Source organism: Enterococcus sp. CR-Ec1 (assembly GCF_002850555.1).
Lineage (GTDB): Bacteria > Bacillota > Bacilli > Lactobacillales > Enterococcaceae > Enterococcus_D > Enterococcus_D entomosocium.
Genome location: NZ_CP025223.1, coordinates 1860101 through 1886705 on the forward strand (window position 1 = coordinate 1860101; position 26605 = coordinate 1886705).

Sequence of the window (26605 nt, forward strand, 5' to 3'; positions counted from 1 at the left end):
CTGTCAACTTGAATTAGGAGGCTGTTTTTTTGAAAAGAAATATGGATGTTCCCTGGAGTTATTCCGGAGACAATGGACCTGAACATTGGCACACTTTGTGCGATTGGTATGCACAAGGCGCCGAATTTCCTTACCAATCCCCAATTGCTTTAGTTCACGATGAAACCGAAGAACCTATCGATCAGGACTTGGCTTTTCACTATAAACGAGAGCGGTTCACGGAAAAAGAATTCAAAAATACGATTCACTTCGTTCCATATAACAAAGAAAGTTATGTCACATTTAAAGGGATCAACTACTATTTGACGGATATTCATTTCCACATGCCGTCTGAACATATTATCGATGATGAACAGCAAGAATTAGAGTTTCATCTCGTCCATATGAATGAGGACGGAGAAAACTTGGTTTTGGGCATCTTATTCAAATTGACGGATAAGCTCAACTGGATCTGCAATCAGCAAGACGACAGCATCTGGGACTTTGAAAACCATACGCAATGGTTTGATCCGACTATGTTCTTACCAGAACGCACCCACCATTTCCATTATGTGGGTTCGTTGACGACACCGCCAACCAAAGGGCCAATCAATTGGTTCGTCTTTGACTGGATCGGGGAGATGAGCCGCCGCTTCATTTTGGAATTCCGGGAAGAAGTGTTAGAAAACAATAATCGCCCATTACAAGACCGCAAAGATCGACCTATTTATTTCTATTAATTTATAAAAATAGATCCTTTTACGTAGTGTTTATCACTGACTTCATTTGATGGTCAGTATAGAAACCACTTCGTAAGGGTAATCAATAAAAATGATGTTAGAATTTTTAGAATGTCATTGACTAGAAAAAGACGAAAACTCTTCGTCTTTTTTTATTTTTATATTCTAGGACCATGAAGGCTATGCTAAAATATTAAATAAGCTGATTCTCGGCAGTTAATGCATTGTGAAAATAAATACAAATATAGTTTTTTTAGAAAAAGAGCAGACACGGTAAAGCTTTTTTGGCTGAGTATTTTATAGTGAAAGAAAGGAAATCCATATGCATGCATGGGAAGCAATCCAAAAATCCATCGATTTTATCGAAGACAATCTTGCTGAGTCGCTAGAGATCGAAACGTTAGCACAAGTCGCATCACTTTCTGTATTTTATTATCAACGCTTATTTACTCGCTTAGTTAAAATTTCTGTTAGGGAATATATAAAACTGCGTCGTCTGGCCAGAGCCGCTGTTTTATTAAAAGACAGAAAAAGTCGAGTCATTGAGGTCGCTTTTGAGGTTGGTTTTAGCAGCCATGCAGTATTTTCAAGAACCTTTAAGACCGTTTATGGACTTTCACCTTCTCTTTACCAAAAAGCGCCGATCGGCTTGCAAAATTTTGATAAGCCGGATCTATCTTTAGGGTATATTGTCACAGAAGAAGGCAATCCATTGATCAGCGAAGGAGTCGTTTTGGAGATTCAGAAGAAGCGAAATCAGCAACCGCTGGTTTTTTGTGGCGTTGTTGGTTACTATCCATTTAAGTATGGAAAAATGCTGGGCCAACGAACAGGGATTGATCCGATTGATGATATTTGGCATGATTTTTATCAAAAGACTGCCAATCAGCCTCGCACCGATCATTGCCTGATCGGTGTTTCATTTCCGGGAGATGCGCCTGAAGGCTATTCAAGTTATTTTGTTGGTCAAATATCTGATGGTTCGCAATTTCTCAACTGCACTGAATGGACTTTACCAGAACGTGAGTATATTGTTTGCAGTTTTGATACGGTCTCAGAGCAACTGATCATCAATATGGGAAAGGCGATGCGTTATACCCGTTTTTGGCTCAAGAAAAATGGCTGGATTGCTGAGAATTTTTTTCCTGAGCTTTATCGAAAAGGGGAAAATCATGTGGTTCATGTCGAATTATGGATTCCTTTTAAAAAAAGAATTAAGATGCAAGGAGGAACAGAATAATGACCCACCAGTATGAAGAAGGAATAAAGCTGCTTGAAGAAAAATTCGGACATTTTAAAGACAATGTGATTGCCCTTGCGACGACAGCTTGTGACAAGACTGTAGAGGGACACATACAACCAGTCGTTCGAGAAGTTGATGCTTTTTATGAAGAGGGCGTTTTTTACGTGTCGACACACGAGCAATCCAATAAAATCAAGCAAATCAAAAAGAACCCAGCAGTTTCCATTGCTGTTAGCGGTGAATGGTTTACTGCGGTCGGTCAAGGGGAGAATTTAGGTTGGGTGCTAGACCCTAAAAATGCAGAATTAAGATGCAAAATTCGCAAAGCCTTTGTCTGGTACGACGAAGTCAACAATGAGAATGATAAAGGCTGTTGCTTTCTAGCAATCCATTTGACCAAAGGAACGTTGAATATCAATCACTGGGAAAAGCTGTATCATTTTGATTTCGAGAAGAAAGTCACTATGGAGGATGGTGGAATTTATTAGCTAGCAGAAGCTACTTTCTCACGGTGATTTTCGAATGCCATTCTATCGGATCTAGCAGATACGTCGATGGCTAAATTCTGAGAAGGCTTGCCTTTTGTGTTTCAAGCTAAGCAAAATTGTCGCTGAAAGAGCAGTAGATAGAAGGAAAAAGCATAAAAACCGATCACAAGCGCGTGTAGTTTCGCAGCGCTTTTGTGGTCGGTTCTTTTATTGATTACACTATGATTTTTTGATCCGAATAGACTGAGGAGCAGCTAGGACTGTTTTAATCTCAAAATTCCCTCATCAGGTGTCACAAAAAGCGTTTTTTGATTCTCATAAATGACGAATCCAGGTTTGGCACCATTCGGTTTCCGAATATGTTTGACTTGCACATAGTCCACCGGTACTTGGGCAGATTGACGATATTTTGAGAAATATGCGGCAAGCTCTGCAGCTTCCATTAAGGTTGTCTCACTAGGATCATCCGAACGAATGATGACATGAGAGCCAGGAATATTTTTGGTATGCAGCCAGATATCACTCTTACGAGCTGTTTTTAAGGTCAGTTGGTCATTTTGTAAATTGTTTTTTCCAACGAAAATTTCTGTTCCGTCTGAAGAAAGAAATCGTTCTGGTTGCGAAGGAGCGGCTTTTTTACGCTGTTTCGTCCGATTTTTGACATAGCCTTGTGCAATCAGTTCTTCCCGAATAACCGCCAGATCCATTGGAGAGGCGATTTCTAATTGGGCTAACACGGATTCGAGATACGCGATTTCTTCTTTCGTTTCGGCAATCTGCTGATGGACCAATTTGACTGCATTTTTTAATTTCTGATAACGTTGAAAATATTTCTGAGCATTTTGATTGGGAGAAAGAGCGGGATCTAATTTGATCGTCAAAAGCCGATTCTCATCATAGTAATTTTCCAAATCAACTGAAGCAGCACCACGGGGGACTTGATTCATAAAGGTCGTCAAAAGCTCACCTTTTTGACGAAATTCTTCGGCGTTTTCTGAATCGATTAACGTTTGTTGGCGTTTCTTTAACTTCAATTGGTTCCGTTTCAGTTCATTCTCAATCTTCTTTAGTAATTCGCCACCTTGTTGTTTGACCCGATCTCTTTCCGCCTTGTCGTGATAAAACGCATCTAAAAGCTCGCTCAGACTCTGATAAGAGGTGACAGTGGTGGTCGCATCGATCAATGATGGATAGGGAATTGGTGTAAAATATTCCTTTTTCTCTGACTGGAGATAACTTGGTGCTAGCTCCTGGGTAAGCTCTGTAAAGAAAGCTTCCCACTGACGCAGTTTTTCATTGGGATTGGCATTGATTCGAGCGATTAATTCTTCTGCTGTATCGCGGCCTAAGCCTTGGAATCGTTGTTGAAGTTCTTTTGCCGTCAAGGGATCGATGGTCGATAATTCTTCAAAAATTTTGGTGCGAGAGGCTGTAAAAGGATTAAGTGTTGTTTGCTTTGGTGGTGCAATATAAGTAGCACCCGGTAATAAAGTACGATACGTATTTTGTGAATGACCAATGTGTTTGATTGTATCGACAATTTTTCCGCTCGTCTTATTCATTAATAAAATCGTGCTGTGACGGCCCATCAATTCGACAATCAAGACGAGGGATTGTAAATCTCCTAGTTCATCTCGTCGAGTAAAATGAAAATGGATCACACGGTCATTGTCGATTTGTTCGATTGATTCTAAGATCGCCCCTTCTAAATATTTCCGCAGCATCATCAAGAAATTCGGTGGGGTTTCTGGATTGCTATAGGCGATCGTTGTGCATTGCACACGAGCATAGGTGGGATGTGCGGATAGCAAAAGTTTATGATTTTTCCCTTGGGCACGGATCACAAATACGACCTCATTTTCATAAGGTTGATGAATTTTGTTCACACGTCCACTGGTTAATTGATTTTGTAATTCTTTGACCATTAAATGGGTAAAAACACCATCAAAAGACATATTGTTTCCCTCTTTTCTTATAAGGATAGTTTGACTGAGGGATTGATCCTTCCAATGTCAAATATTCCTATCTATTATACCGAAGAATCCAAAGAAAAGCCATTGCAGCTAGCTTTCCTTTTTCTTGTTAGGTTGGTGATCGGTGGTTTGCAGTGCACGCTCAATTTCTTTGTTCAAGAAATAAGAGATGACTGTTCGAATAATAACGACTGCAGCTAGACGTACGATGTCTTCGAAAGTAGGGTGGATGATCGTCTCAATAATATCTGCTGCAATCAAGATCTCAAGACCTAATAAGACATAACTCCCTAAATAATTGCGGATAAAATTATTCTCTCTGGCTGCCACCAAACGGTCCTTTTCTGTTAATTCGTAGCGCACGAAATCAATGCCTGCGATCAACACACCCCAAACGATGACGAAAATGGAGAGAAAGTTTAAACAGACAACAATGAAATCGAAGATTGGGTTGGCTCCAGTCATCAAAGAACTAGCTAGATTATGCATAATGACTCCTTTACCGTTTTCTTTTATCTTACCGAATTATCGAAGAAATGTGAAGTTTCTTGACGTTCTAGAAGGGAATTGATAGTATGAATTAATAGTAGGATTTTTAAAAAAGGTGGGCAAATTATGGAACAAGTTAGGAACTTTGTTCATTACACGAAAGAAAAAACAGTGGAAAGCTGGCAGGCTTTGTTAGATGATCTATACCGAGATCAGAAAAAAACGATTTTCACGCTGATCGGAGGCATTCTTTTCGCGCTGGTTTTTGCAGGCTTGATCGTTTTTTCTCAAAATCGCATCAACGCCTCTTTAGTGGATCGAATCGCTTTCGACAAGTTACCTTCGGAAAAAGTACAGCCATTACCATATTTGACAGCTGATAAGACGATTCGAGAAACAAGAGCGATTTCTGTGATGTACAGTAAACCAAATGGCCCACAGCTGGATCAAGTGTTTGATCTGATCCAAGCACAGGAAGACGAAATGAATCGAACATTTTTTTATTATCCGATCGTCTATGACGTGGCATTTTTCTCCAATGAATATGACATTGATCCTGATAAAGTGACCTTTGTCTTCTATGAAGAAGGAGTCGAGAAAAATCGCTTTACTTTTGATTCATTTGAGCAGCCAACGACGGAATTCATCCCAGAATTGAATCGTTTACCCATGTGGACGATTCGTTCTTCTGCCAATGATTGATAAAAAAATCTGACAATTTGACAGAAAATTGTTGACGTTTTTTTATCAATAGGCTAAACTGAATTCAATCAAGAAAGAAAACAAGTTGAGAAGGAGGAACAATCATGAAACTATTTATTCCATTGCAAGTGAAATCATGGCAAAACTGGCGTAGATAGTTGTATTGATGGGACCTCATTCCATAGATACAACTTTTTAGAGAACCTTCTAAAGTGCTGTATCTATGCTGGTAGTTGAATTTATCGCCGCATAGGACAACCTTCTATGCGGCTTTTGCTTACTTGCAATTGCCGTCACATAGGCAGTTGCTTTTTTTGTTCTCAAAAACCGTAAAAACGAAAACACGAAAAACGTAAGCAGAAAAAGGAGAATGAAAAATGAAAAACAAGGGATTAATTGCATCGGTTGCCGTTATTTTATTATTTTTAGGAGCGACCTTTGTCTATCAGTTAGGAATGAGAAGTGGGACCAATCAAGCCAGTGAGACTTCGGAACCAGTAGAAAAAGCTGAAAAAACAGTTGGGATCCTGCAGTTTGTCAGTCATGAAGCGTTAGATGCGATCACCGAGGGGATCAAAGAAGGCCTTAAAGAATCAGGCTATACCGAAGGGGACAACTTGACGATCGAATTCCAAAACGGCCAAGCGGATCAAAGTAAATTGGCAACGATGAGTCAGCAGCTGCTAAATAAAGATGCCGACGTTTTGGTTGGGGTAGCAACACCCGCAGCACAAGCGTTGGCGAATGTCACTCAGGATGTACCAATCGTTTTAGGAGCGGTCACTGATCCAGTTGGGGCAAATCTCGTGGCAGATATGGATCAACCCGGCGGAAATATCACTGGTGTTTCAGATAAAGCACCCGTCGCTGCGCAAATCAAACTAGCAAAAGATTTGCTACCGGAGGCAAAAACAGTCGGCATTTTGTATTCTTCGACCGAAGACAATTCGAAATACCAAGTGGCAGAAGCAGAAGCTGCTGCCGAAGAAAATGGCTTGACCAGCAAATCGTATGCCGTTCCTTCAAGTAACGAAATTGCTCAAATGGTGCAAGTGATGGCACGAGAAGTCGACTTTATCTATATTCCGTTAGATAATACGATTGCAAACGCAATGCAGACGGTAGTACAAGAAGCCAATAAATCAAAAACGCCCATCATCACGTCTGTTGATACGATGGTGGAACAAGGCGGCTTAGCAACGGTTGGGCAAGATCAATTTACGATTGGGGTCGAAACTGGGAAGATGGTGGCAGCAATTCTTGACGGGACGGCCGAACCTGCGACAACGCCGATCTATACATTCAGCGATGGCGAAACGATCATTAATGAAACACAAGCGCAGTTATTGGGAATCACTATCCCAGAAAACCTCAAAGACGAGGCAAAATTGATTACAACGACACCGGAAAGTGAAGCAAGTGATGAGTAACAATTAGGAACAGCAATCACCTGCGATCACCGAGAGAGTCTTGAAAGAGAAAACTTGTAAGAATATGGAGGAAGAATGATGATTGTTTCAGCAATAGGGCAAGGGCTACTTTGGGGAATCCTGGGATTAGGGATTTTTATGACCTATCGTATTTTGAATTTCCCGGATATGACGACGGAAGGGTCCTTTCCGTTAGGCGGTGCTGTCTGTGTGACAGCGATCACCCATGGGGTGTCGCCCGTCTTAGCGACTTTGTTAGGAGTATTGGCTGGGATGTGTGCGGGCTGTGTGACAGGACTTCTTTATACAAAAGGCAAAATTCCCGTGATTTTAGCAGGTATTTTGGTGATGTCTTCATTGAACTCGGTCATGCTGTTTGTGATGCGCTCACCAAACCTCTCTTTATTAAACCAACCGAAAATTCAAGATTTTTTTACTAGAATGAATTTACCGAATTATTATGATACGGTGATTATCGGATTGATCATGGTCTTGTTGATTGGGGGCGTCTTGGTTTACTTTTTCCATACCAACTTGGGTCAAGCTTATATTGCTACCGGGGATAATGAACACATGGCCAAGTCAATGGGGATCAATACGGATCGAATGAAAATCATTGGACTGATCGTCTCCAATGGCGTGATCGCACTCTCAGGCGCATTGATCGCTCAAAACGACGGCTACGCCGACATAAGCAAGGGAATCGGTGTGATCGTTATCGGACTGGCGTCAATCATCATTGGTGAGGTATTATATGGTGAATTGACCTTGCTGGAACGTCTGATCGCTATCGTGATCGGCAGCATTATCTACCAATTATTGATCCTATTTGTGATCAAAGCTGGATTTGATACGACTTACTTGAAGATCTTCTCTGCAATCGTCTTGACGATCTGCCTGTTGATCCCTCAATTTAAACAAGCCTTGCATCTACGCACTGGTTTTGAAACGGAGGATGAATAATGTTAGCCTTAAAAAAAGCCTTTAAAGTTGTCGGCAACGGACCGAATGAGAAAAAAGTGCTCTTGAATAAAATCGATCTTTCTTTAAAACCAGGAGAATTTGTCACGGTCGTCGGAGGAAATGGCGCCGGCAAAAGTACGTTATTCAACTGCATCTCAGGCACCATGCCCTTGACGAGTGGGCAAGTGATGATCGATGATCAAAACGTGACCGCACTTTCGGAAGAAAAACGCGCCCGCTTTTTGGCACGTGTCTTCCAAGACCCGAAAATGGGGACGGCTCCACGTATGACAGTGGCAGAAAATCTGCTGTTAGCACAAAAAAGAGGGCAAAAACGGTCACTTGGTCTTCGACAACTCCAAGGACAAAGGGAAATGTTCTTTGCGCTTTGTAAAGAAATCGGCAACGGGTTGGAAAATCATTTGGATACGCCAACGGGCAGTTTATCTGGTGGTCAACGACAGGCACTAAGTTTATTGATGGCAACGATTCAAACACCAAAACTGTTGTTGCTAGATGAACATACGGCTGCGTTAGACCCAAAGACCTCCAAACAGCTGATGCAAATCACTGCAAGACGCGTGGAAGAACAAAACCTAACTTGTCTCATGATCACCCATCGGATGGAAGATGCATTAAAATACGGAGACCGCCTGATCCTGCTCAGAAAAGGGGAAATCGTCAAGGATCTTTCAGCAGATGAAAAAGCTCGCTTAAGTTTACCAGAACTGTTACTGTTCTTTGAAGACGACTTATAAACCCTTGATAGAACAGTGTTTTCGAAAAATATAATCAAATAAATGAAAAAAATAAGAAAAAATCATTGACATCTTTCAAAGTTAAACCTATACTTAGGTCAATCTTACATCAGTTTGGAGCGAAGGACTATGCAAAAATTATTGCTAACGAACCCCACACAACTGAATAAATATTACTTTAGCTATTTTAGATAGGTTTGTATTCATGAAGGCATGGATACAAACGCTAAGTTTGTATCTATGATGGCTAGAGCATTTCGTAATGAATTCGCAGCCACGTAGATCGTAAAATCTATAGTGGCTATTTTTTATATTCACATATCGGCGCTGTCGCTATGTAATGTTTGAAGGTGTTCACTGTAGATTCTTAAATTTACGGTGGACATCTTTTTTTGTTGAAAGGAATGAACCAGATGAAACAAATGATAACCGGTCACACACGGTTGGCGGCACTATTTGCCAAACCAGCCAAACACAGCATCTCTCCAGCGATGCACAATCTTTCTTTTGAAGAACAAGGGATCGACGCCGTGTATCTGGCCTTTGATGTTGAGCCGGATGATTTAGCCGCTAGTATCCAAAGCATCCGTCAGTTGGATCTCTTAGGTGTCAATCTATCAATGCCCCATAAAATGGCAGCAGTACCGTTGATGGATGAATGCTCACCAGCAGCCGAGCTGATCGGCGCAATCAATACAATCGTCAATCAAGAGGGGCGATTGATTGGGCACAATACAGATGGTATCGGCTTTATGCGCGCACTTGAAGACATTCAAGTGTCGATCATTGGAAAAACGATGACTGTGATCGGTGCAGGTGGAGCAGCGACAGCAATCATTAGTCAAGCTGCACTAGATGGTGTCAAAACAATCCGTGTCTTTAACCGCAAGGATGAGTTTTATCCAATCATCCAGGAAAAATTGACACAGATTGCAGAAAAGACCGCCTCTGAGATCACATTAACGGATTTAGAAGATCAGACGGCTCTAAAAACAGCCATCGATCAAAGCAGTCTTTTAGTTAATGCTACTGGCGTGGGGATGAAGCCGAATGATACGGTAAGTCCTCTAAAAGACAAAACACTCTTGCGGGAATCATTAGCTGTCTATGATGTCATCTATAATCCAAGAGAAACGCAGCTTTTGAAAGATGCGAAAGCAGTCGGTGCCAAAACTGCAAACGGCTTAAGCATGTTGCTGTATCAAGGTGCAGCTGCATTTAAACTTTGGACAGGCCAAGAAATGCCTGTTGAAAAAGTAAAAGCACTTATTGAATCCATGTAAAAAATAAAAAAATTAGAAAAAACGAAAGTAGGAAGAAAAAATGATCGTAATTATGAAACCAGGCGCTACGCCAGAACAAGTTGAAGTTGTTGTAACTAGAATCAAAAAAGAAGGCTTAGATGTTCAAGTCAACCAAGGAAAAGAACAGGTCGTTATCGGGTTAAAAGGGGATACACGCCGCATCCAAGATGTTGCTTTTCGCAGCTACGAAGGTGTCGAAGATGCCATTCGGATCTCAAATACTTACAAATTGACCTCTCGTGAGTTCCATCCGCAAGATACGGTTGTGGATGTAGATGGTGTGAAAATCGGTGACGGCAACTTTGTTACGATGGCTGGTCCATGTTCGATTGAAGGCTTAGACCAAATTCGTGAATGTGCCCGAATCGCCAAAGCTGGTGGTGCACAAATCTTACGTGGTGGTGCCTTCAAACCCCGCACGTCGCCTTACGCATTCCAAGGGCTTGAAGAAGAAGGGCTAAAATACATTCGCCAAGCAGCTGATGAAACTGGCATGAAAGTCATCACAGAAGTCATGGACGAAGGACATATCGATATGGTGGCGGAATACAGTGATATTTTGCAGATTGGTGCTCGGAACATGCAAAACTTCAAATTGCTAGCTGCCGTTGGAAAAACTGGGAAACCAATTGGCCTTAAACGAGGCATCTCAGGCACGATCGACGAATGGTTGAATGCAGCGGAATACATCGCTGTTCAAGATAAAAGTGAAGTGATTTTCATTGAACGTGGGATCCGAACTTACGAAACAGCAACCCGTAATACCTTTGATCTAAGTGCAGTACCAATCATCAAAAAACTGAGCCACTTCCCAATCATCGTTGATCCTAGTCATGGAACAGGTATTTGGGATCTTGTACCACCAATGGCAAGAGCGGGTGTTGCTGCTGGCGCCGATGGGATGATCGTTGAGATCCATCCAGATCCAGCCAATGCTTGGTCTGATGGCCCTCAATCACTTAATGAAAAAACGTACATGAACATGATGAAAGAAGTCCATATCATGGAAAAAGCGATGAAAGAAATCAAAGCGTTGCAAGACTAAGCGTGAAGACAACCAATAAAAGAGGTGCAAAAATCAATGTTACACATTCACTTAGAAGACCATTCCTATGATATCCTCATTAAACGAGGGTCGTTTCAAAAAGTTGGAACTTGGGTACAACAGTTGTGGGACAAACAGCGCATTGCCGTCATTACAGACAGCAATGTCGCACCCCTGTATGGCGGACAAATCGTTGATTCCTTAACCGCTGCCGGGTTTGAGGCAACACTGTTAGTCGTACCAGCCGGCGAAAAAAGCAAATCACTAGAGCAAGCAGCTAGTTTATATGATGGTCTTGCCCAATTCGGAATGACCAGAAGCGATGGGATCATTGCCCTTGGTGGCGGTGTGATCGGTGATCTCGGAGGATTTGTTGCTTCTACGTATATGCGCGGCATTGATTTCTTGCAGATTCCGACGACGTTATTGGCACAGGTCGATTCAAGTATCGGCGGGAAAACAGCTGTAAATACTGGCAGTGCCAAAAATCTCGTTGGCACGTTTGCCCAACCAACCGGTGTGATGATCGATCCAGATTTACTTGAAAGTTTACCGCTTAAACGCGTCCAAGAAGGCATTGCTGAAATCATCAAGTCAGCCGCTATTGCAGATCCTGAACTTTGGCAAACGTTAGCAGGTTTGAAAGATGAAGCCGATTTGTTGGCCCACGCTGAAAATGTGATCACAGCTTCTTTAAAGGTTAAACAAAAAGTAGTGGAAGAAGACCCCTTTGATCATGGTAGTCGTCTGACACTGAACTTCGGTCATACGATCGGTCATGGCTTAGAAAGAACGGCTGCTTTTGAGACTAGTCACGGAGAAGGCGTTGCGATGGGGATGATTATGATTACCCGACATGCAGAAGCCACCGGATTAACACCAAAAGGTACGACCCAGCAGCTTACAGAAATGGTTGAGAAGTTTCACTTGCCGATTACACCAAGGGAAATAGATAAAGAGCAATTATACCAAGCAATCACTCATGATAAAAAAGCCCGCGGGCAACAATTGAAGATTATTCTATTAGAAGCGATCGGACAGGCGAAAATCGTGACGATCCCGACTGAAAAAATCAAAGACTACCTAGTATAAGAAAGGAAGGTAACGGATCATGCGTTATATTACAGCAGGCGAATCACATGGACCAGAGTTGACCGCCATTATCGAAGGGTTACCGGCAGGATTGCCATTAACAGCAGAAGACATCAATTTTGAATTAGCGAGACGACAAACCGGCTATGGTCGTGGGGGACGGATGTTGATTGAAAAAGACCAAGTCCGTATCACTTCCGGTATCCGGCATGGAAAAACATTAGGCTCTCCTGTGACTTTAGTGGTCGAGAACAAAGATTGGAAAAATTGGACCAAGGTCATGGCAATCGAAGAGGTACCAGAAAAAGACCGCAAACTACGACGAGTGGCACGACCAAGACCTGGTCATGCTGACTTGGTCGGCGGTATGAAATACCACCATCAAGATCTACGAAACGTCCTGGAACGTTCATCTGCCCGGGAAACGACTATGCGGGTAGCCATCGGCGCAATCGCGAAGAAAATTTTGAAGGAGCTTGGCATCGATGTGGCAGGTCATGTAACGATGTTAGGCGGCATCAAAGCAGAAATTCCAGAAGGGTTGACCGTTAAAGAAATCGCAAAACGTTCTGAAGCTTCAGAAGTAAGGGTGTTAGATCCGTCAGTCGAAGAAGAAATCAAGCAGTTGATCGATCAAACGAAGAAAAATGGTGATACGATCGGCGGCGTAGTGGAAGTGCTTGTTGGCGGCGTTCCTGCTGGTCTTGGCAGTTACGTGCAATGGGACAAAAAACTTGATGCGAAGATTGCCCAAGCCGTGGTCAGTATCAACGCCTTTAAAGGTGCTGAGTTCGGTGTTGGCTTTGAGGCAGGTGTTTTACCGGGTTCAAAAGTCATGGATGAGATTTTATGGGACGAACAACGGGGCTACACCCGTCGCAGCAACAACCTAGGTGGTTTTGAAGGCGGCATGACGAACGGGGAACCAATTGTGGTTCGCGGGGTTATGAAGCCGATCCCGACCTTGTACAAGCCGTTGCAAAGTGTTGATATCGACAGCAAAGAACCGTATAAAGCAAGCGTCGAACGCTCAGATAGCACCGCTGTACCAGCAGCTAGTGTTGTTTGTGAGAGTGTGGTGGCAACAGTGGTGGCCAATGAACTATTAGAAAAGTTTCCAAGTGATTCTTTCGAAGAATTGACCGCATCTGTTCAGGCGTATCGAGAATACTTGTTAACCTACTGATTAAAGAAACAGCAAAAAATTCCAGTAGAAATGAGGATTCTTTTCATGAGCCAAAATATCTTCGTCGCCGGTCTAGGATTGATCGGCGCTTCCTTAGCAACATGTATCAAAAAGGCACATCCGCAAGTGCATTTGATGGGGTGGGATTGTCAGGAAACTAATGAGATCGCATTAGCAACAAATTTAGTAGACGAAGTGCCCCCTTCATTTTCTGAAGGTGCTGTCCGTGCCGACGTGATTTTGTTGGCATTGCCGGTAGAGATCACCAAAAACTATCTTGCCGAACTGGGGGCACTTTCATTAAAGCCTTCGGTCCTGGTAACAGACACCGGCAGTACCAAAGCGGAAATCACGCAATTTGCCGAGTCCTTTTCCTTTGATTTTATTGGGGGCCATCCGATGGCTGGCTCTCATAAATCAGGGATCACAGCAGCCGATGAGAACCTTTTCGAGAATGCTTACTATATCTTCACACCGACGAAAAGTCAGCGGGTGGAAGAACTACAAGAGCTTTTTCGCGGCACTAGAGCCAAATATGTGGCACTTGCTCCCCAAGAGCATGATCAAATCACAGGGATGTTGAGCCATCTGCCTCATATTATTGCTTCGGGATTAGTCAATCAGGCAGATGCCTTCAACCACGAACACCCTAGAGCACAGCAACTTGCAGCAGGCGGTTTTCGCGATATCACTCGCATTGCTTCTTCAGATCCTCGTATGTGGACCGATATCTTATTGAGTAATCGACAGGAGCTGCTGCAGCTGATCGATGAGTGGCAAAAACAAATGACGACCATGGCTCACTGGTTGCAGAAAAAAGACGAACGGGCGATCTTTCGGTTTTTTGAATCCGCGAAGGAAACACGGGATCAATTGCCGGTTCATCAAAATGGGGCGATCCCAGCATTCTATGATCTATTCATCGATGTACCGGATCATCCCGGCGTTGTCGCTGAAGTGACGGGGCTATTGAGCGAACATCAGCTCTCTTTGATCAACTTGAAAATTCTTGAAACTCGAGAAGATATTATTGGTGTTTTACAGATTTCATTCAAAACGCAAAATGATTTGCTGCAAGCAGAGCAGCTGATTCAAAAAAAGACGACCTATTCATGTCGAAAAAAATAGGAGGCCTTTATGAAACTAAAAAAAGCAACACATCTAAAAGGGACGATAGCAGTCCCTGCTGACAAATCAATCTCGCATCGTAGTATCATGTTTGGGGCGTTAGCCGAAGGGACAACGATTGTCCGTAATTTCTTGCGTGGAGAAGACTGCTATAGCACCCTTCATGCATTTCAATCATTAGGCGTTCCAATCCATGATGACGGTCAGACGATCACGATCGAAGGACAGGGCTTTAATGGCCTTAAGCCTGCCCAAGAACCAATTGATATCGGCAATTCTGGTACAACAATTCGCTTAATGATGGGGATTTTGGCTGGACAGCCATTTACAACCACCTTATTCGGCGATAACTCTTTGAATAAACGTCCGATGAACCGAGTGATGCTGCCATTAAGAGAAATGGGTGCCAATGTGAGAGGGCATGAGCAGACGGAGTTCCCACCGATCACCGTTAATGGTACTGCTTCTTTACAGCCCATCAATTATCAGATGCCCGTAGCAAGTGCCCAAGTAAAATCGGCGCTGATTTTTGCGGCATTGCAAGCACAAGGTACCTCGACGATTATTGAAAAAGAGACAAGTCGCAACCATACCGAAGAAATGATTCGTCAATTCGGTGGTGTCATTACAACACAAGGCAAAACGATCACTGTGACGGGACCTCAAACACTCCAAGGACAAGAAGTAATTGTTCCTGGTGATATTTCCTCCGCTGCTTTTTTCCTAACAGCCGGCGCGATTATGCCAGAAAGTGAGATCGTTTTAAAAAATGTCGGGATCAACCCCACTCGTACAGGAATTCTTGACGTACTAGAGGAGATGGGTGCTTCAATTGCTTTTTCTAATCAAGACGATCAGAATCAATCAGCTGACCTTACCGTTCGAAGTTCTACCTTGCAGGCAGTGACCATCGCTGGCGATATTATCCCACGTTTGATCGATGAATTGCCGATCATTGCGTTGTTAGCCACGCAGGCTCATGGCAAAACGGTGATCAAAGATGCGGAAGAACTAAAAGTAAAAGAAACCAACCGAATTGATGCAACTGCCGAAGAGTTGACAAAACTTGGAGCGGACATCACTCCCACCGAGGACGGGTTGATCATCAACGGTCCAACCCCTTTGCATGGCGGACGTGTGTCAAGTCGGGGGGACCATCGCATCGGCATGATGCTGCAAATTGCCGCCTTATTGACAGATGAAGAGGTAGAATTAGAAAAAGCCGAAGCCGTAGCAGTTTCTTATCCTGATTTTTTTGAGGATGTCGCACGTTTGGCTAAAGGAGGAAACAGCGAGTGAAAAAAGTGATATTAATTGGATTTATGGGTGCTGGAAAAACCACGATTGGTCGTCTTTTGGCTGAAGAAACGAAACAGTCTCATGTGGATTTTGATGACTTGATCGTTGCTGAGATCGGCATGACCATTCAAGAATTTTTCGACCAACACGGTGAGGAAGCCTTTCGCAAAATCGAAACGGATATTTTAGCTAAAACTTTGGCAAAGGAACAAATTATTTCCACTGGTGGGGGCATCGTATTAAAAGAAGAAAATCGTCAACTTTTAAAAGAGATGCCGCTCGTCGTGTATTTAAAAACAGATCCCGAGGAGCTGATTCATCGCTTAAAGGCGGATAATGGCAGCATTCGTCCCTTAGTCGTCTCAAAATCACCAGAAGAAATATTGGCTGTTTACCGTCCTCGGATCCCTCTTTATGAAGAAACTGCTTCATTGATCGTTGAAACGACGAACAAAGCACCAGAAGAAATCGTACAGGAAATTTTGATCAAAGCGGGTGCATAAAATGAAGATTGGTTATTTAGGACCGAAAAGTTCCTTTACGCATATAGCTGCGCAAGAAGCTTATCCGGAAAATACCTGTATCCCCTATGGATCGATTCCGCTTTGTATTCAAGCGCTAGCTAACGGCGTGATCGATCGCGCGGTCGTTCCGAACGAGAACTCATTAGAAGGGTCTGTTCATGCCACGATTGATACGCTCTTTCGTCAAAATCAGTTGAGCATCGAACAGGAAGTTATTTTACCGATCAATCATCAATTGTTAGTTTCTCAGCAAACATCAAAAGACAACCGTCCCATCACTAAGATTATTTCTCATCCGCAAGCCTTAGCGCAATGTGCCGACTTCATCGAAGCCCGATTTGCTGGAGCTACTGTTGAGGCGGTTGCTTCCACAACGACTGCAGCAGCCTACGTAGCAAAACATCCAGAAGAAGCAGTTGCGGCGATTGCTTCCAAAGAAGCGGCATTGGCCTATCAATTAACGATCAAAGAAACCAATATTCAAGATGTTGCCTTTAATCAAACCCGTTTTTGGGTTTTGACGAAGAAAGCAGCAAACACCCAGTTACCAGAGCAGACTGCTGAGAAAGCAACGATTTTTGTGACGCTCCCAGCAAACCGACCGGGGATCTTGCACAAAATCTTAGCAACCTTTGGCTGGCGAGAAATTGATTTAAGCAAAATTGAATCGCGGCCTTCAAAAACCACCTTAGGGGAATACTTTTTCGTGATCGATCTGGTGATGGACAAGCCGTGGCAACTGATTGTAAATGCTTTTGAAGAGATTCAGTTGTTGGGTGGTCAAGTCCATCTTCTCGGCGTGTATTCCGTAAATGTTGTTGAGGAAGTGACAAAAAATGACTCAAGTCAAAATAAAATTTAGCCAAGATGAAACCCTTTTAGCAACGTTTCATAAAGAGATCCAAACACAGCACCATCAATGGTACCCAACGATTTTTAAGCCCTTTGATCAGTCAAGATTTGAACAAGCAATCACACAGCAGCTGCAAGAGCCAAGCCACCACTTTTTTATCGCTTGGTTGGCGGACCAGCCTTGTGGCTTTGTGCATCTTCAAGAGGTCTGTTTGCCACAAAATGCGATGATGCATGAACGAAAGTGGCTGGAAATTGCAGCGATCGCTGTTGACCCTCGGTACCAAGGGATGCATATTGGAAAACAATTGTTGGTATTTGCTGAAAATGTCGCGCTGGAAAAAGGCTTCGATGATCTCTCACTAAACTTTTGGTCGGCAAACCAAGTGAAATCATTTTATGAGCAAGCAGGATTTGTGAGCATACGACAAGGTGCATCAAAGCATCTAAAGTAAAATATGAAGAAATTTCCTAGAAAAAGGTTAAAATTTCAGAAAATAGCTTTCTTTCTATAAGGTCTAGGGTATCCTTATAGACAGAGAGCTATTTTTTAGTTGGAGGATCAGAAGCAATGAGCAGGATGGAAAAAAATAAAAAACTGCATGAACGGCTAGAAAAGGAATCCAGTCAGGCAGCCAAAGAAAGTATCTTTGCCCGTCGAGAAGCCAAAAGAAGAAACCAGCGCGTCAGACCGAGTGATTCTACTTCTTCTGCTGATGAGCGAGTAGGAGACAGTCCTTATCAAAACACCGAGCATCCTAGGGCAAGCGACTCTCGTGCGGCTCAAAGTTCTCGAGAACAGTCACAAGTAGGAGCAATAAAATCTGAGGGACGAAAAAGCGCGATCCCTCCGCTATCTGCTCAGAGGCCTGCGATGCATCAAAGCCAGGAACAAAGCAAACAAAAACCGTCAAAGCTTAAGAAGACCAAGCAACCCAAACAAAAGAAAAAGCGGAAGCACCCAGTTCTGCGTATTGTGGTTCGGGTACTATTGGTGCTTTTTGCCTATTCATTGATTGCGTTTCTTGTCGGTCAGCAAGTCGCAAGAAGTGACGCTGCTTTTGCTACGACTGATGAAGAGACCTTTAATGGTACGGCCGCTGCAAATGGTGCTCGGAATATATTGCTCATTGGTAGTGATAGTCGTGAAGGAGAAGCTGGACGAGCAGACACTATTATGGTTTTGCAATTAGATGGTCCCAGTAAGCAACCGAAGCTACTTTCCTTTATGCGGGATACTTTAGTTACGATTCCCGGTTATGGCGAAAACAAGATCAATGCGGCTTATGCCTTTGGTGGTGCTGATTTGGTTAGACAAACGTTAGCGAAGAACTTCGGGCTAGAAACCAACTATTATGCAAAAGTTGACTTTCGTTCCTTTGAAAAAGTGATCGACACATTGTTTCCCTCAGGCGTTGCTATCAACGCGGAAAAAGATATGAGTAAAAATCTTGAAGTTGCCATCAAGCAAGGGCAACAACAAATGAATGGGCTTGAGCTGTTGCAATACGCACGCTTTCGGATGGACGAAGAAGGTGACTTCGGTCGTGTAAGACGACAGCAGCAAGTAATGGATGCGATCTTTAGCGAAATGAAAAATCCTTTAGCTATTTTAAAATTGCCTTATGCAGCTGGAAAAGTCTTAGGCTATGCTTCCACCAACCTGCCAATGTCTTTCCTATTAAAAAATACCTTCTCGATTGCTCGAGGGGCGGGAGGAGTCGACAGCTTGACTGTCCCAGTCGCTGACTCTTGGCAATACGGTTCAAGTGCGAGTGCCGGAAGTGTGTTAGTCGTCAATCTTGAAACCAATCAACAAGCGATCAGGAATTTTCTTAATGAGTAAGCAGAATGAAAAGTTCTGAAAACCATTTGAAAGTAAGTAAATTTATGCTATATTATTAATGACGTTTGAAATTTGTTGAAACGAGGAAAAAGAATGAAATTAGCCGTTGTTACTGACAGTACAGCTTATCTGCCGGAACGGATCAAAAACCATGAAGATTTGTTTATCATACCGATCCCTGTTATTTTAGATGGAAAAGTCTACAATGAGGGCATCGACATTGAAGCTGATGAGTATTACGCTTTGTTGAAAAACAGCAAAGAATTCCCAACCACTTCTCAACCGGTATTAGGAGAAGTGTTAGCCTTATATGAGTCATTGAAAGATCGCGGTTACGACACGATCATTAGTATCCACTTATCAAGCGGTATCTCTGGATTTATCGGAACGCTTTATGGAATTACCGATGAAATCGAAGGCGTTCAAATCATTCCTTACGATTCGAAAATCACAAGTATGCCGATGGGGCACATGGTAGAAACCGCTCTTGATCTGTCAAGTCAAGGCAAAACCGTAGAAGAGATCATTTCCCATCTGGACACTATCAGAGACAATACCTATGCCTATTTGATCGTTGACGACTTGAATAACTTGGTTCGTGGCGGTCGCTTAACCAATGGAGCAGCCTTGATTGGCGGATTATTAAAAATCAAACCGATTTTGACCTTTGATCAAGGAAAAATTGTGCTTTACGAGCGCATTCGTTCCAGCAAAAAAGCATTCAATCGCGCGGAAGATATCATTGGTCAACGGGAGCAAGAAATCGCATTGCCTGTTAAATTTTATGTAATCCACGCCAATAATTTAGAAGTAGCGAAAGAAGAAAAAGCGAAGCTTCAAGCGAAATACCCAAATGCAGAAATTGAGATTGGTCACTTCGGACCAGTTATCGGCACGCATTTAGGGGAAAAAGCCATTGGCATCGCTATTTCAGCGCAATAATTTTTATTTTTTCTATGTTTATTCACGCCATTATCTCCTCAAGACAATGTATGTAAGAATCAGTTAGACGTTCGTCTAGCTGGTTCTTTTTTCTGCTTTTTTGAGATTCGCTTGTAAAAAATCACACAAACTCGTACAATAGGATCAAAATGAAGGACTGGCAAAGGAGGATTTGCTATGAAGTGTTCCTTAAGAAGGTGGCAAATGAGCGATGCGCAAGATTTAGCCCATGCGTTAAATAATCAATCCATCCACGATTATTTACGGGAGGGGTTGCCATTCCCGTATACGGTCGCAGATGCACAAGCCTATATTCGATCTGTGGAAGAAGCAGAATTTGCCTTTGCAATCACTGTGGATGACCGAGCAGTCGGCAGTATCCGTGCTGTTCGCAAAGAAAATATCCATTATAGAACGGCTGAGATTGGCTACTCTATTGCACAAGAGTACTGGGGAAAAGGTTTGATGACACAAGCCGTTCAACAACTATGTGACTATATATTTACTACTTCAACTATCGTTCGTATTTCTGCTGAATCTTTTGCGAAGAATCATTCCTCTTGTCGTGTGTTGGAAAAGGCAGGTTTTACATTAGAAGGCGTTTTGCGAAAGCATGCGGAGAAAAACCATCAGCTGTTAGATATGAAACTCTATGCGTTGATTCGTCAAGAGGAAGACGGGCAGGATGACAACAATCAAAAAGGAGAAACCTATGAATGAACTGCAAAAGTTACCAAATGTAGGCCAAGTTTTAGCGGATCACCTGGTTCGTATCGGCATCAGTACCCCTGAACAATTGCGCACAAAAACGGCCGAAGCCATTTTTGTGACGATCCGCCAACAATGTGATGCGGGCGCTTGCCTCCATATGCTCTATGGTATTGAAGGGGCGATCCAAGGCATTCCCAAAGCCCAACTTGCAAGTCAGAGAAAGCAAGAATTGCGCCTTTTTTTCAATCAATTGAGCTAGTGAAGTAATGCGTCTTAAAAAAGCACTTTTTAAGAGCGTTTGTTTTTAGATACTTCTTATCAAGTGCTTTTTCTATAGACATCTGTCCCTAGCTACTAGAAAAGACCTTTTGCTTGTCCCAAACTAGCTTCCTCATTATACTTACTCTATCTAGTAAATTAGTAATTTACTAAACAAGGAGTGAGAACAATGAAAATACCAGAAAACTTGAAACATAAGCCCGTCATTAAAGTGGAAGACTATGATACTGTTGACGGAAAAAATGCGTTACATACGGATGCAAAAGGCCTTTCCCTCGGATTGGCACAATGGAACGACCGGGGAAAAGTCGATATCTCAGGCAAGGTTTGGCGCCACACAGGTGAAAAATGGTCTCGTCAGTCAGAAGAACTACCGCTCACTAGAATCTTAGATCTAGCAATCTTAGTGGCGCAATCCAGTTTGTATTTTCAAGAGGCTTATCGCCATGAAAAGTTTTACGATCCTGAAAATCCGTTGATCGAGATCATTGGCTTACAAGGAAATCGTATGACCGTTGAAGTAGACACCGAAAATCCTAAGATCGATGAAGACATTCTACTTTTTTATGATTCCTTGCAAAAAGATGGCGAACTTTATGGTGAACGCTTCAAAATCCTAAAACGGCTTTTGGATGAGCTAGGTTATTAAGAAAAGGAGCAGATTACCATGACACAAATTCAACCGTCTTTTGTCGTAACGAAAGGACGCGCTTTTAGCAAATTAGAACAAACAATGATTTGGAAGAAACCACAAAGTCATCAGACCAGTGCCGAAGAACTGCGAATCGCTTCAGAGATCGCGTTGAACTGGACGGATCCAGAAATGAAGATCTTCAATGTGTTGTTGGAAGGCGATGCTGGTTCCGGCAAGACCCAGTTGGCAAAGGCACTTTCTGCCGACCTGCAACTGCCCTACACCAAAATCACCTGCTTTGCGGATATGGATAAGTCAGATGTGTTTGGTGCTTTATTACCAGTGATCAACACCGACCAAGAAGAGGACAAGGACTTGCTGGATGCGATTTATCAAAGTGATTGTTTTGAAGATGTTTTGGGGTTGATCCAGCGGCATTTTTCCCTGACTCGTGAGCGGGCACGGGCGAAATTTGCAGAACTGATCGAACGAATCGAAACCAGTGATCAACAACCTACGATTCAATACAAATTTTATCCCTCCGAAATCGTACGGGCGCTGGAAAAAGGCTACTTGCTTGAGATTCAAGAGCCAACGGTCATTCGTGATGCTTCGGTACTAGTGGCACTAAACTCGGCCCTTGAACAAAATGGAATGCTGAATATCCCGACTGGCTTCGTCCGACGACACCCTGACTGTGTGGTGATCATCACAACGAATCGGAATTACCAAGGCAACCGCCCCTTGAACGAATCCTTGCGAGACCGGATGCAGCATGCTGAAAAAATGGATTTACCTGAGCTGGCAGTCATGGTGCAGCGAGGCATTGCCAAAACCAATTATCCAGACAAAACGACTGCGGAGAAAATGGCTGAGATCATACGCTTGCTAGACGTGACCGCCAAAGCCAATGCCATCAAAGGGGTGGCGGGCATGCGTTCCTATTTTTATTGGCTAAATGCAGTCAAACAAGGACAAGATCCTTTTACTGCAATTGATAGCAAAGTGCTATACAAAATCACCACCGATCCAAATGAGCTTTCTCTGTTACAACAGGCACTAGAAGCTTCAGGGTTATTGGCGCAACTGCGACTTTTGTTTTCTGGACAACCACTAAATGCTTTTAAACAACAAATCAAAGGGCGTCGAATCAGCAGCGAAGAGGCGGACCAGCGCAATGTAGTGGAAGAAGGTACGCCCGTCCTAAAAAATGAACAAGTCCTTGAGACGCCCAATCAAGAAACTGAGGCGGAAACGATGGAAACCAGTGATTCTGACAAACAAGAAGCGAAAAGCGCAGCAACTGAGGCGACGTTTTCAGAAGAACTGGAACGCAATAGTCATGATGGCCAAGCAAAAGCTGGGAGTGAGGCACAAGAGGCAGCTCCTGCTGCTCATTCTTTGTCGATCGAAGCGTATGAAACCCAGGAGAAAGAAAAGAAAACCACGGCATCAAAGACAGCACGACAAGCATTGAAAGAATCAATCCATGCCAAAGAAGGGCTGATCGTTCATCGACCACCCGTCGATTTAGAAAAAGCGACTGAAGCCCAACAGCGTTTGCAGCCGTTGCTGCCGATCGTAGAGTCATTGATCAAGCAAACCCAAGAAGTATTGGAAAATGAACAAGCTTCGGCATACAGTAAAGGTAAGTACAGCGGCACACGCTTTGATGCCAGCAAGGTTGCGTATCAAGATTTCCGGACCTTTGACAAGAAGAATCCACCTCATGAACAGCCTTCCTTAGCTCTTGCTTTGCGCATCGATGAATCGGGTTCGATGATTCGAGAAGATCGGATATTGTATGCGCAACAGGCGGTCTTAGCGGTGAATGCTTTTGCCGAACGTTTATCTTTGCCATTGATGATCTATGGCGATACAGCGGACGTGACCGCTCGTGAAAAAACCTCGCTTTTTGCTTACAAAGAATTTAATGAAGGCTTTGAATTTGTGCCAGAGAAACTCATGACAATGAAGCCTCGGCAAAATAACCGTGATGGGGCTGTCTTGCGCGTGCTAGCTGAAAAGCTCGCTCATCAGCCGGCAACCACTAAATTACTCTTGAATATCAGTGATGGCCAGCCAAAAGCTCTTCCTGATTATACAGGGGTAAAAGCCAAAGAAGATATTCAGCAAGTGATCGCTGACTATGAACGACAAGGGGTGCTGTTTCTGGCAGCTGCCATTGGCCAAGACAAAGAGGTGATCAAAGCGATTTATGGGGAAGAACGCTTTATTGATCTTTCCAATCTAACAGAATTTCCGCAGCGCTTGTTGCAGCTGCTGACAAGGTATTTGTAGACGTCGATAGCTAAAAGGAAAAGAGTGTGGGCTACGTGCCGCACTCTTTTTTGTTCATAATTATATTATGTAAACAAGAAGATGTTTGTCTAAATTTGAAAAGTTCTGTAAAATAGACGCCAAAAGGAGGGCTATCATGAACAAATGGCGGTACTTCTACTATCCTTGCCAATTCGGCTGGCACGCAGCACTTCGTAGGCGCAGTTTGCTGATGAGTGGTGTATTGGCGATTCTTCTACTGATCATTGCTATCTTTGCAGAGAATTGGCTAGTTTTTTTTCACCAATGGCTGCACTACGAAACAAATAGTGGTGAGAATCAGATGGATCTCACATATGCCAGTTGGCTTTTCTTTTTGCATTTGCTGCGCTTCGTACTTAGCATTCTAGCTATAGGATTGATCGCCGCCTTTTTATGGCACTGCAATCACATGTATCGTTTTCATTTGATGGGGGAGGAGCAGCAATCCCTGAGTATTCGGTTGTTGTTAGGACAGTCTCCGTTGGTGGTCACCTTAGAAGAGCTTTTCTTTGTAGGCATTCAAAGCATTGTTATTGGTTTGATAGGGCTTGTCAGCGGTTTGTGGCTTAGTCAAAAAGCACTGCAGGATTTTTTTCATTTCTTTCATCTTCCCGCAGGCTTTACTTTTGAATTTCCCTTTAAAGGTCTATTAATCACGCAACTTGGTGTGCTCTTGCTGCTTTTTTTGTTACGATTCCGCGGTACAAAGAGGACGGTTGAAGAGATTCTCGGTAACGGATGCCCGAATGAGTGAGGGGATGATAGGTTGCTTTTATTTCCCTCTTTTAAAATGCGAACATATGTTTTATAATAGGTGAAACAAGATAAAGGTCGTGAATTTGTGAAGACATCCTTAACTTTAGAAATGGAAGAGGCACTTTATTATTATTGTCGTGAAAACAGTGATATTGTGGTAGAAGAGGTAGTCATGCCAGATGATCACGGCATCGTGGATACTTTGAGTTGTCGCTTGACGACTGAAAATACATTTGAATGGCGTTGCTACGAACTCAAAGTTAGTTTGGCAGATTTTCGCTCAAAAGCAAAACTATCCTTTATTGGGAATTATAATTATTTTGTCTTACCCAAGTCTTTGTATGAAAAAGTCAAAGATCAGATTGCACCTACAATTGGTGTTTTGGTCTATCATGCATTTCTTGAAAAAGAAACGGGCAGCAAAGGGTATTTCAGTGTCGAAAAGAAACCCCAACGGCAAGAGCTGCAGGTTCCAGAAAATGGCTTATTGTTTCGGTTGATTTCGGCACAAGCGAGAGAAGTCGGCAAAGCAAAACAGACTGCTCGAGGATTGCGGGTATTTTCAACAGAACGTTTGTACCAAGAACTGAAGAAACGCCAGCCTGAGTATGACTTGTTCGGTGGTGGAGTCAATTACTATGATCGATTTATTGAAGATACTCAGCTGCAAGCGATCGAAGCCTTGAAAGAAGAATTGGCCGCTACGAGAGCAGCCTATGAAGCGCTGGAAAAACGTTTTTTATCAGGCAAGTAAGAAGGAGAGAAGAAGATGTACTTCCCGTATATTCGTGGAAAACAATTTGATTTATTGGCGTTGAAAGCACTGTTGGAACAAGATCGCTTGTCAGAAGCGATCCAGCCGATCATTGAACCGGTCAAGCAATCAAAAACGTTTTGGACGACCATTGACCTGTTTCAAAGGAAGCAGCATCCTTTTTATCTTGTTCGCAATCCACAGGCTGGGGCTTTTCTGACTGCAGAGGGGTTAGCAGAGTTGCAAAATGTTGCTGCCCCTAAAGCAATGATCGTAGATCGACCCATTGAAACAGTGGAAGAAACGCCTGATCTTTGGATCGTTCATCAAGCGGACCCAGCACTCGCTAGTGATTGGCGGGAAAATACACTGCCGGTGCTGGTAGGCAAAGAGTTTCGTTTGTTAAATAAAATCAACGGCCCGAAACTACTGATGGAAGATCCGTTTACCCGTTTACCTAAAAATAGTTTTTATACAGAATGTCCGGACGAAGGGTTTTCAAAAACCCATCATCTTTATCAAAAATTGGGTTATGCTGGGTTTAGTGATTTTTCTGTCGATAGCAAAATTTATTATGAGCACAGTTATCCCTCAAAGCGGTTGGTTTTGCATTGGATCTATCCGACAACTGAGCAAGATTTGCGAATCGTTCACTTATTTTCTGAGGAAGAATTACCAAATCAGAAAGAAAAGTTTTTCGAAGTCATGGAAGCTTTGTTACAGCATGAAGAAGAGTATCCTACACAAACAGCTGGGCTGCAGCTATTAATTGCTGCCTATCAGCAAAGGTCGTTTCCAGGTATGGGCGTTATTCGGAAAGCTGCGGTTATGAATCACTTAGAACTCGTCAGTCGTCTTATTTAGTCTCTATACGTATACGATGGTAAGCTCTAACAAAATACTGCCATTTATTGTACAAAACACCTTGATTGCACCCATTGTTTTCAGGATAGTGATAAAATCAGGGAAAAGGAGTTGGCGCTCGTGGGAACAAAAGATAGAGAATATTATCGAAATGAAGGAAAAAAATTTGAAAAAAATAAGAAAAACCTGCTTATTCGACGTTTAAATCAACTAATCATTGTTTTGGTCGTTTTGATCATTGTCTTTTCGGCGATCCTGTATTACATAGTTTGAAACTTTCCGTAGCTGTCATTGCTTTATTA

Annotated in this window: 27 protein-coding genes; 25 read left to right on the forward strand and 2 right to left on the reverse strand. The window is 42.9% G+C overall.

The genetic code is table 11. From position 1 onward, the window contains the following. Positions 1 to 41 precede the first annotated feature (41 nt). From CXM95_RS08930 to CXM95_RS08940, 3 genes are all read left to right on the forward strand, one after another. On the forward strand, positions 42 to 719 hold the full coding sequence (locus tag CXM95_RS08930) for a carbonic anhydrase family protein (RefSeq protein ID WP_101699594.1): 678 nt from the start codon (positions 42 to 44) through the stop codon (positions 717 to 719). Positions 720 to 1041: 322 nt separating this feature from the next. Continuing rightward, complete coding sequence (locus CXM95_RS08935) at positions 1042 to 1959, forward strand: helix-turn-helix domain-containing protein (RefSeq protein WP_005235975.1); 918 nt, start codon at positions 1042 to 1044, stop codon at positions 1957 to 1959. Further along, positions 1959 to 2450, forward strand: a complete 492-nt coding sequence (locus CXM95_RS08940; protein ID WP_005235973.1) for a pyridoxamine 5'-phosphate oxidase family protein — start codon at positions 1959 to 1961, stop codon at positions 2448 to 2450. The genes CXM95_RS08935 and CXM95_RS08940 overlap by 1 nt, the downstream gene beginning before the upstream one ends. 254 nt (positions 2451 to 2704) lie before the next feature. On the opposite strand, the gene efbA is transcribed toward CXM95_RS08940, so the two are convergent. Next, positions 2705 to 4405 carry a fibronectin-binding protein EfbA gene (efbA, locus tag CXM95_RS08945; protein ID WP_005235971.1) on the reverse strand — a complete coding sequence of 567 codons (1701 nt, stop codon included), beginning with the start codon at positions 4403 to 4405 and terminating at the stop codon, positions 2705 to 2707. A gap of 108 nt (positions 4406 to 4513) precedes the next feature. After that, a complete protein-coding gene (locus CXM95_RS08950; RefSeq protein ID WP_005235970.1) occupies positions 4514 to 4912 on the reverse strand; it encodes a DUF1622 domain-containing protein in 399 nt (132 codons plus the stop codon). Between the two features lie 126 nt (positions 4913 to 5038). Between CXM95_RS08950 and CXM95_RS08955 the strand changes: the two genes are divergently transcribed. The 22 genes from CXM95_RS08955 to CXM95_RS09065 all read left to right on the forward strand — a co-directional run bounded on the left by CXM95_RS08955 (position 5039) and on the right by CXM95_RS09065 (position 26303). Further along, complete coding sequence (locus CXM95_RS08955; protein ID WP_005235969.1) at positions 5039 to 5614, forward strand: hypothetical protein; 576 nt, start codon at positions 5039 to 5041, stop codon at positions 5612 to 5614. Positions 5615 to 5991: 377 nt separating this feature from the next. After that, entirely contained in the window at positions 5992 to 7044 is a 1053-nt protein-coding gene (gene trpX / locus CXM95_RS08965) for a tryptophan ABC transporter substrate-binding protein (protein WP_010748363.1), read from the forward strand. 78 nt (positions 7045 to 7122) lie between these two features. Further along, positions 7123 to 8007, forward strand: a complete 885-nt coding sequence (locus tag CXM95_RS08970) for an ABC transporter permease (RefSeq protein ID WP_008379889.1) — start codon at positions 7123 to 7125, stop codon at positions 8005 to 8007. Next, positions 8007 to 8765, forward strand: coding sequence for an ABC transporter ATP-binding protein (locus CXM95_RS08975; RefSeq protein ID WP_005235966.1), 759 nt, complete (start codon positions 8007 to 8009; stop codon positions 8763 to 8765). The genes CXM95_RS08970 and CXM95_RS08975 overlap by 1 nt, the downstream gene beginning before the upstream one ends. Before the next feature lie 413 nt (positions 8766 to 9178). After that, positions 9179 to 10048, forward strand: coding sequence for a shikimate dehydrogenase (locus CXM95_RS08980; RefSeq protein WP_034872642.1), 870 nt, complete (start codon positions 9179 to 9181; stop codon positions 10046 to 10048). A gap of 40 nt (positions 10049 to 10088) precedes the next feature. Next, entirely contained in the window at positions 10089 to 11114 is a 1026-nt protein-coding gene (gene aroF / locus CXM95_RS08985; protein WP_005226100.1) for a 3-deoxy-7-phosphoheptulonate synthase, read from the forward strand. Positions 11115 to 11150: 36 nt separating this feature from the next. Then, positions 11151 to 12206, forward strand: coding sequence for a 3-dehydroquinate synthase (gene aroB / locus CXM95_RS08990; protein WP_086299444.1), 1056 nt, complete (start codon positions 11151 to 11153; stop codon positions 12204 to 12206). 19 nt (positions 12207 to 12225) lie between these two features. Further along, complete coding sequence (gene aroC / locus CXM95_RS08995; protein ID WP_005235960.1) at positions 12226 to 13392, forward strand: chorismate synthase; 1167 nt, start codon at positions 12226 to 12228, stop codon at positions 13390 to 13392. A 45-nt stretch (positions 13393 to 13437) separates the two neighbouring features. Beyond that, positions 13438 to 14520 carry a prephenate dehydrogenase gene (locus CXM95_RS09000; protein ID WP_008379898.1) on the forward strand — a complete coding sequence of 361 codons (1083 nt, stop codon included), beginning with the start codon at positions 13438 to 13440 and terminating at the stop codon, positions 14518 to 14520. 9 nt (positions 14521 to 14529) lie between these two features. Next, entirely contained in the window at positions 14530 to 15819 is a 1290-nt protein-coding gene (gene aroA / locus CXM95_RS09005) for a 3-phosphoshikimate 1-carboxyvinyltransferase (protein WP_086299443.1), read from the forward strand. After that, the gene (locus CXM95_RS09010) at positions 15816 to 16322 is read left to right on the forward strand and encodes a shikimate kinase (protein ID WP_008379901.1); all 507 of its coding nucleotides are present in this window, start codon (positions 15816 to 15818) and stop codon (positions 16320 to 16322) included. Before aroA ends, CXM95_RS09010 begins: the two co-directional genes overlap by 4 nt. 1 nt (position 16323) lies before the next feature. Beyond that, positions 16324 to 17205, forward strand: coding sequence for a prephenate dehydratase (pheA, locus tag CXM95_RS09015; RefSeq protein WP_086299442.1), 882 nt, complete (start codon positions 16324 to 16326; stop codon positions 17203 to 17205). After that, positions 17180 to 17650 (forward strand): GNAT family N-acetyltransferase, encoded by a 471-nt coding sequence (locus CXM95_RS09020; RefSeq protein ID WP_086299441.1) that lies wholly within the window; start codon positions 17180 to 17182, stop codon positions 17648 to 17650. Before pheA ends, CXM95_RS09020 begins: the two co-directional genes overlap by 26 nt. 116 nt (positions 17651 to 17766) lie before the next feature. After that, on the forward strand, positions 17767 to 19041 hold the full coding sequence (locus CXM95_RS09025; protein ID WP_101699042.1) for an LCP family protein: 1275 nt from the start codon (positions 17767 to 17769) through the stop codon (positions 19039 to 19041). 93 nt (positions 19042 to 19134) lie between these two features. Next, positions 19135 to 19983: a DegV family protein gene (locus CXM95_RS09030; RefSeq protein WP_005235946.1), complete on the forward strand. Its 849-nt coding sequence runs from the start codon at positions 19135 to 19137 to the stop codon at positions 19981 to 19983. Between the two features lie 177 nt (positions 19984 to 20160). Next, the gene (locus CXM95_RS09035; RefSeq protein WP_008379907.1) at positions 20161 to 20703 is read left to right on the forward strand and encodes a GNAT family N-acetyltransferase; all 543 of its coding nucleotides are present in this window, start codon (positions 20161 to 20163) and stop codon (positions 20701 to 20703) included. After that, positions 20696 to 20953, forward strand: coding sequence for a TfoX/Sxy family DNA transformation protein (locus CXM95_RS09040; RefSeq protein ID WP_005235943.1), 258 nt, complete (start codon positions 20696 to 20698; stop codon positions 20951 to 20953). The genes CXM95_RS09035 and CXM95_RS09040 overlap by 8 nt, the downstream gene beginning before the upstream one ends. Before the next feature lie 189 nt (positions 20954 to 21142). Next, a complete protein-coding gene (locus tag CXM95_RS09045) occupies positions 21143 to 21622 on the forward strand; it encodes a DUF6530 family protein (protein ID WP_005235941.1) in 480 nt (159 codons plus the stop codon). An 18-nt stretch (positions 21623 to 21640) separates the two neighbouring features. Next, on the forward strand, positions 21641 to 23908 hold the full coding sequence (locus CXM95_RS09050) for an AAA family ATPase (protein WP_086299439.1): 2268 nt from the start codon (positions 21641 to 21643) through the stop codon (positions 23906 to 23908). Positions 23909 to 24044: 136 nt separating this feature from the next. Next, entirely contained in the window at positions 24045 to 24683 is a 639-nt protein-coding gene (locus tag CXM95_RS09055) for a hypothetical protein (RefSeq protein WP_034872646.1), read from the forward strand. 87 nt (positions 24684 to 24770) lie between these two features. Continuing rightward, positions 24771 to 25439, forward strand: coding sequence for a hypothetical protein (locus CXM95_RS09060; RefSeq protein ID WP_034872648.1), 669 nt, complete (start codon positions 24771 to 24773; stop codon positions 25437 to 25439). Positions 25440 to 25454: 15 nt separating this feature from the next. Beyond that, the gene (locus CXM95_RS09065; RefSeq protein ID WP_016611778.1) at positions 25455 to 26303 is read left to right on the forward strand and encodes a sce7725 family protein; all 849 of its coding nucleotides are present in this window, start codon (positions 25455 to 25457) and stop codon (positions 26301 to 26303) included. Positions 26304 to 26605: the final 302 nt, after the last annotated feature.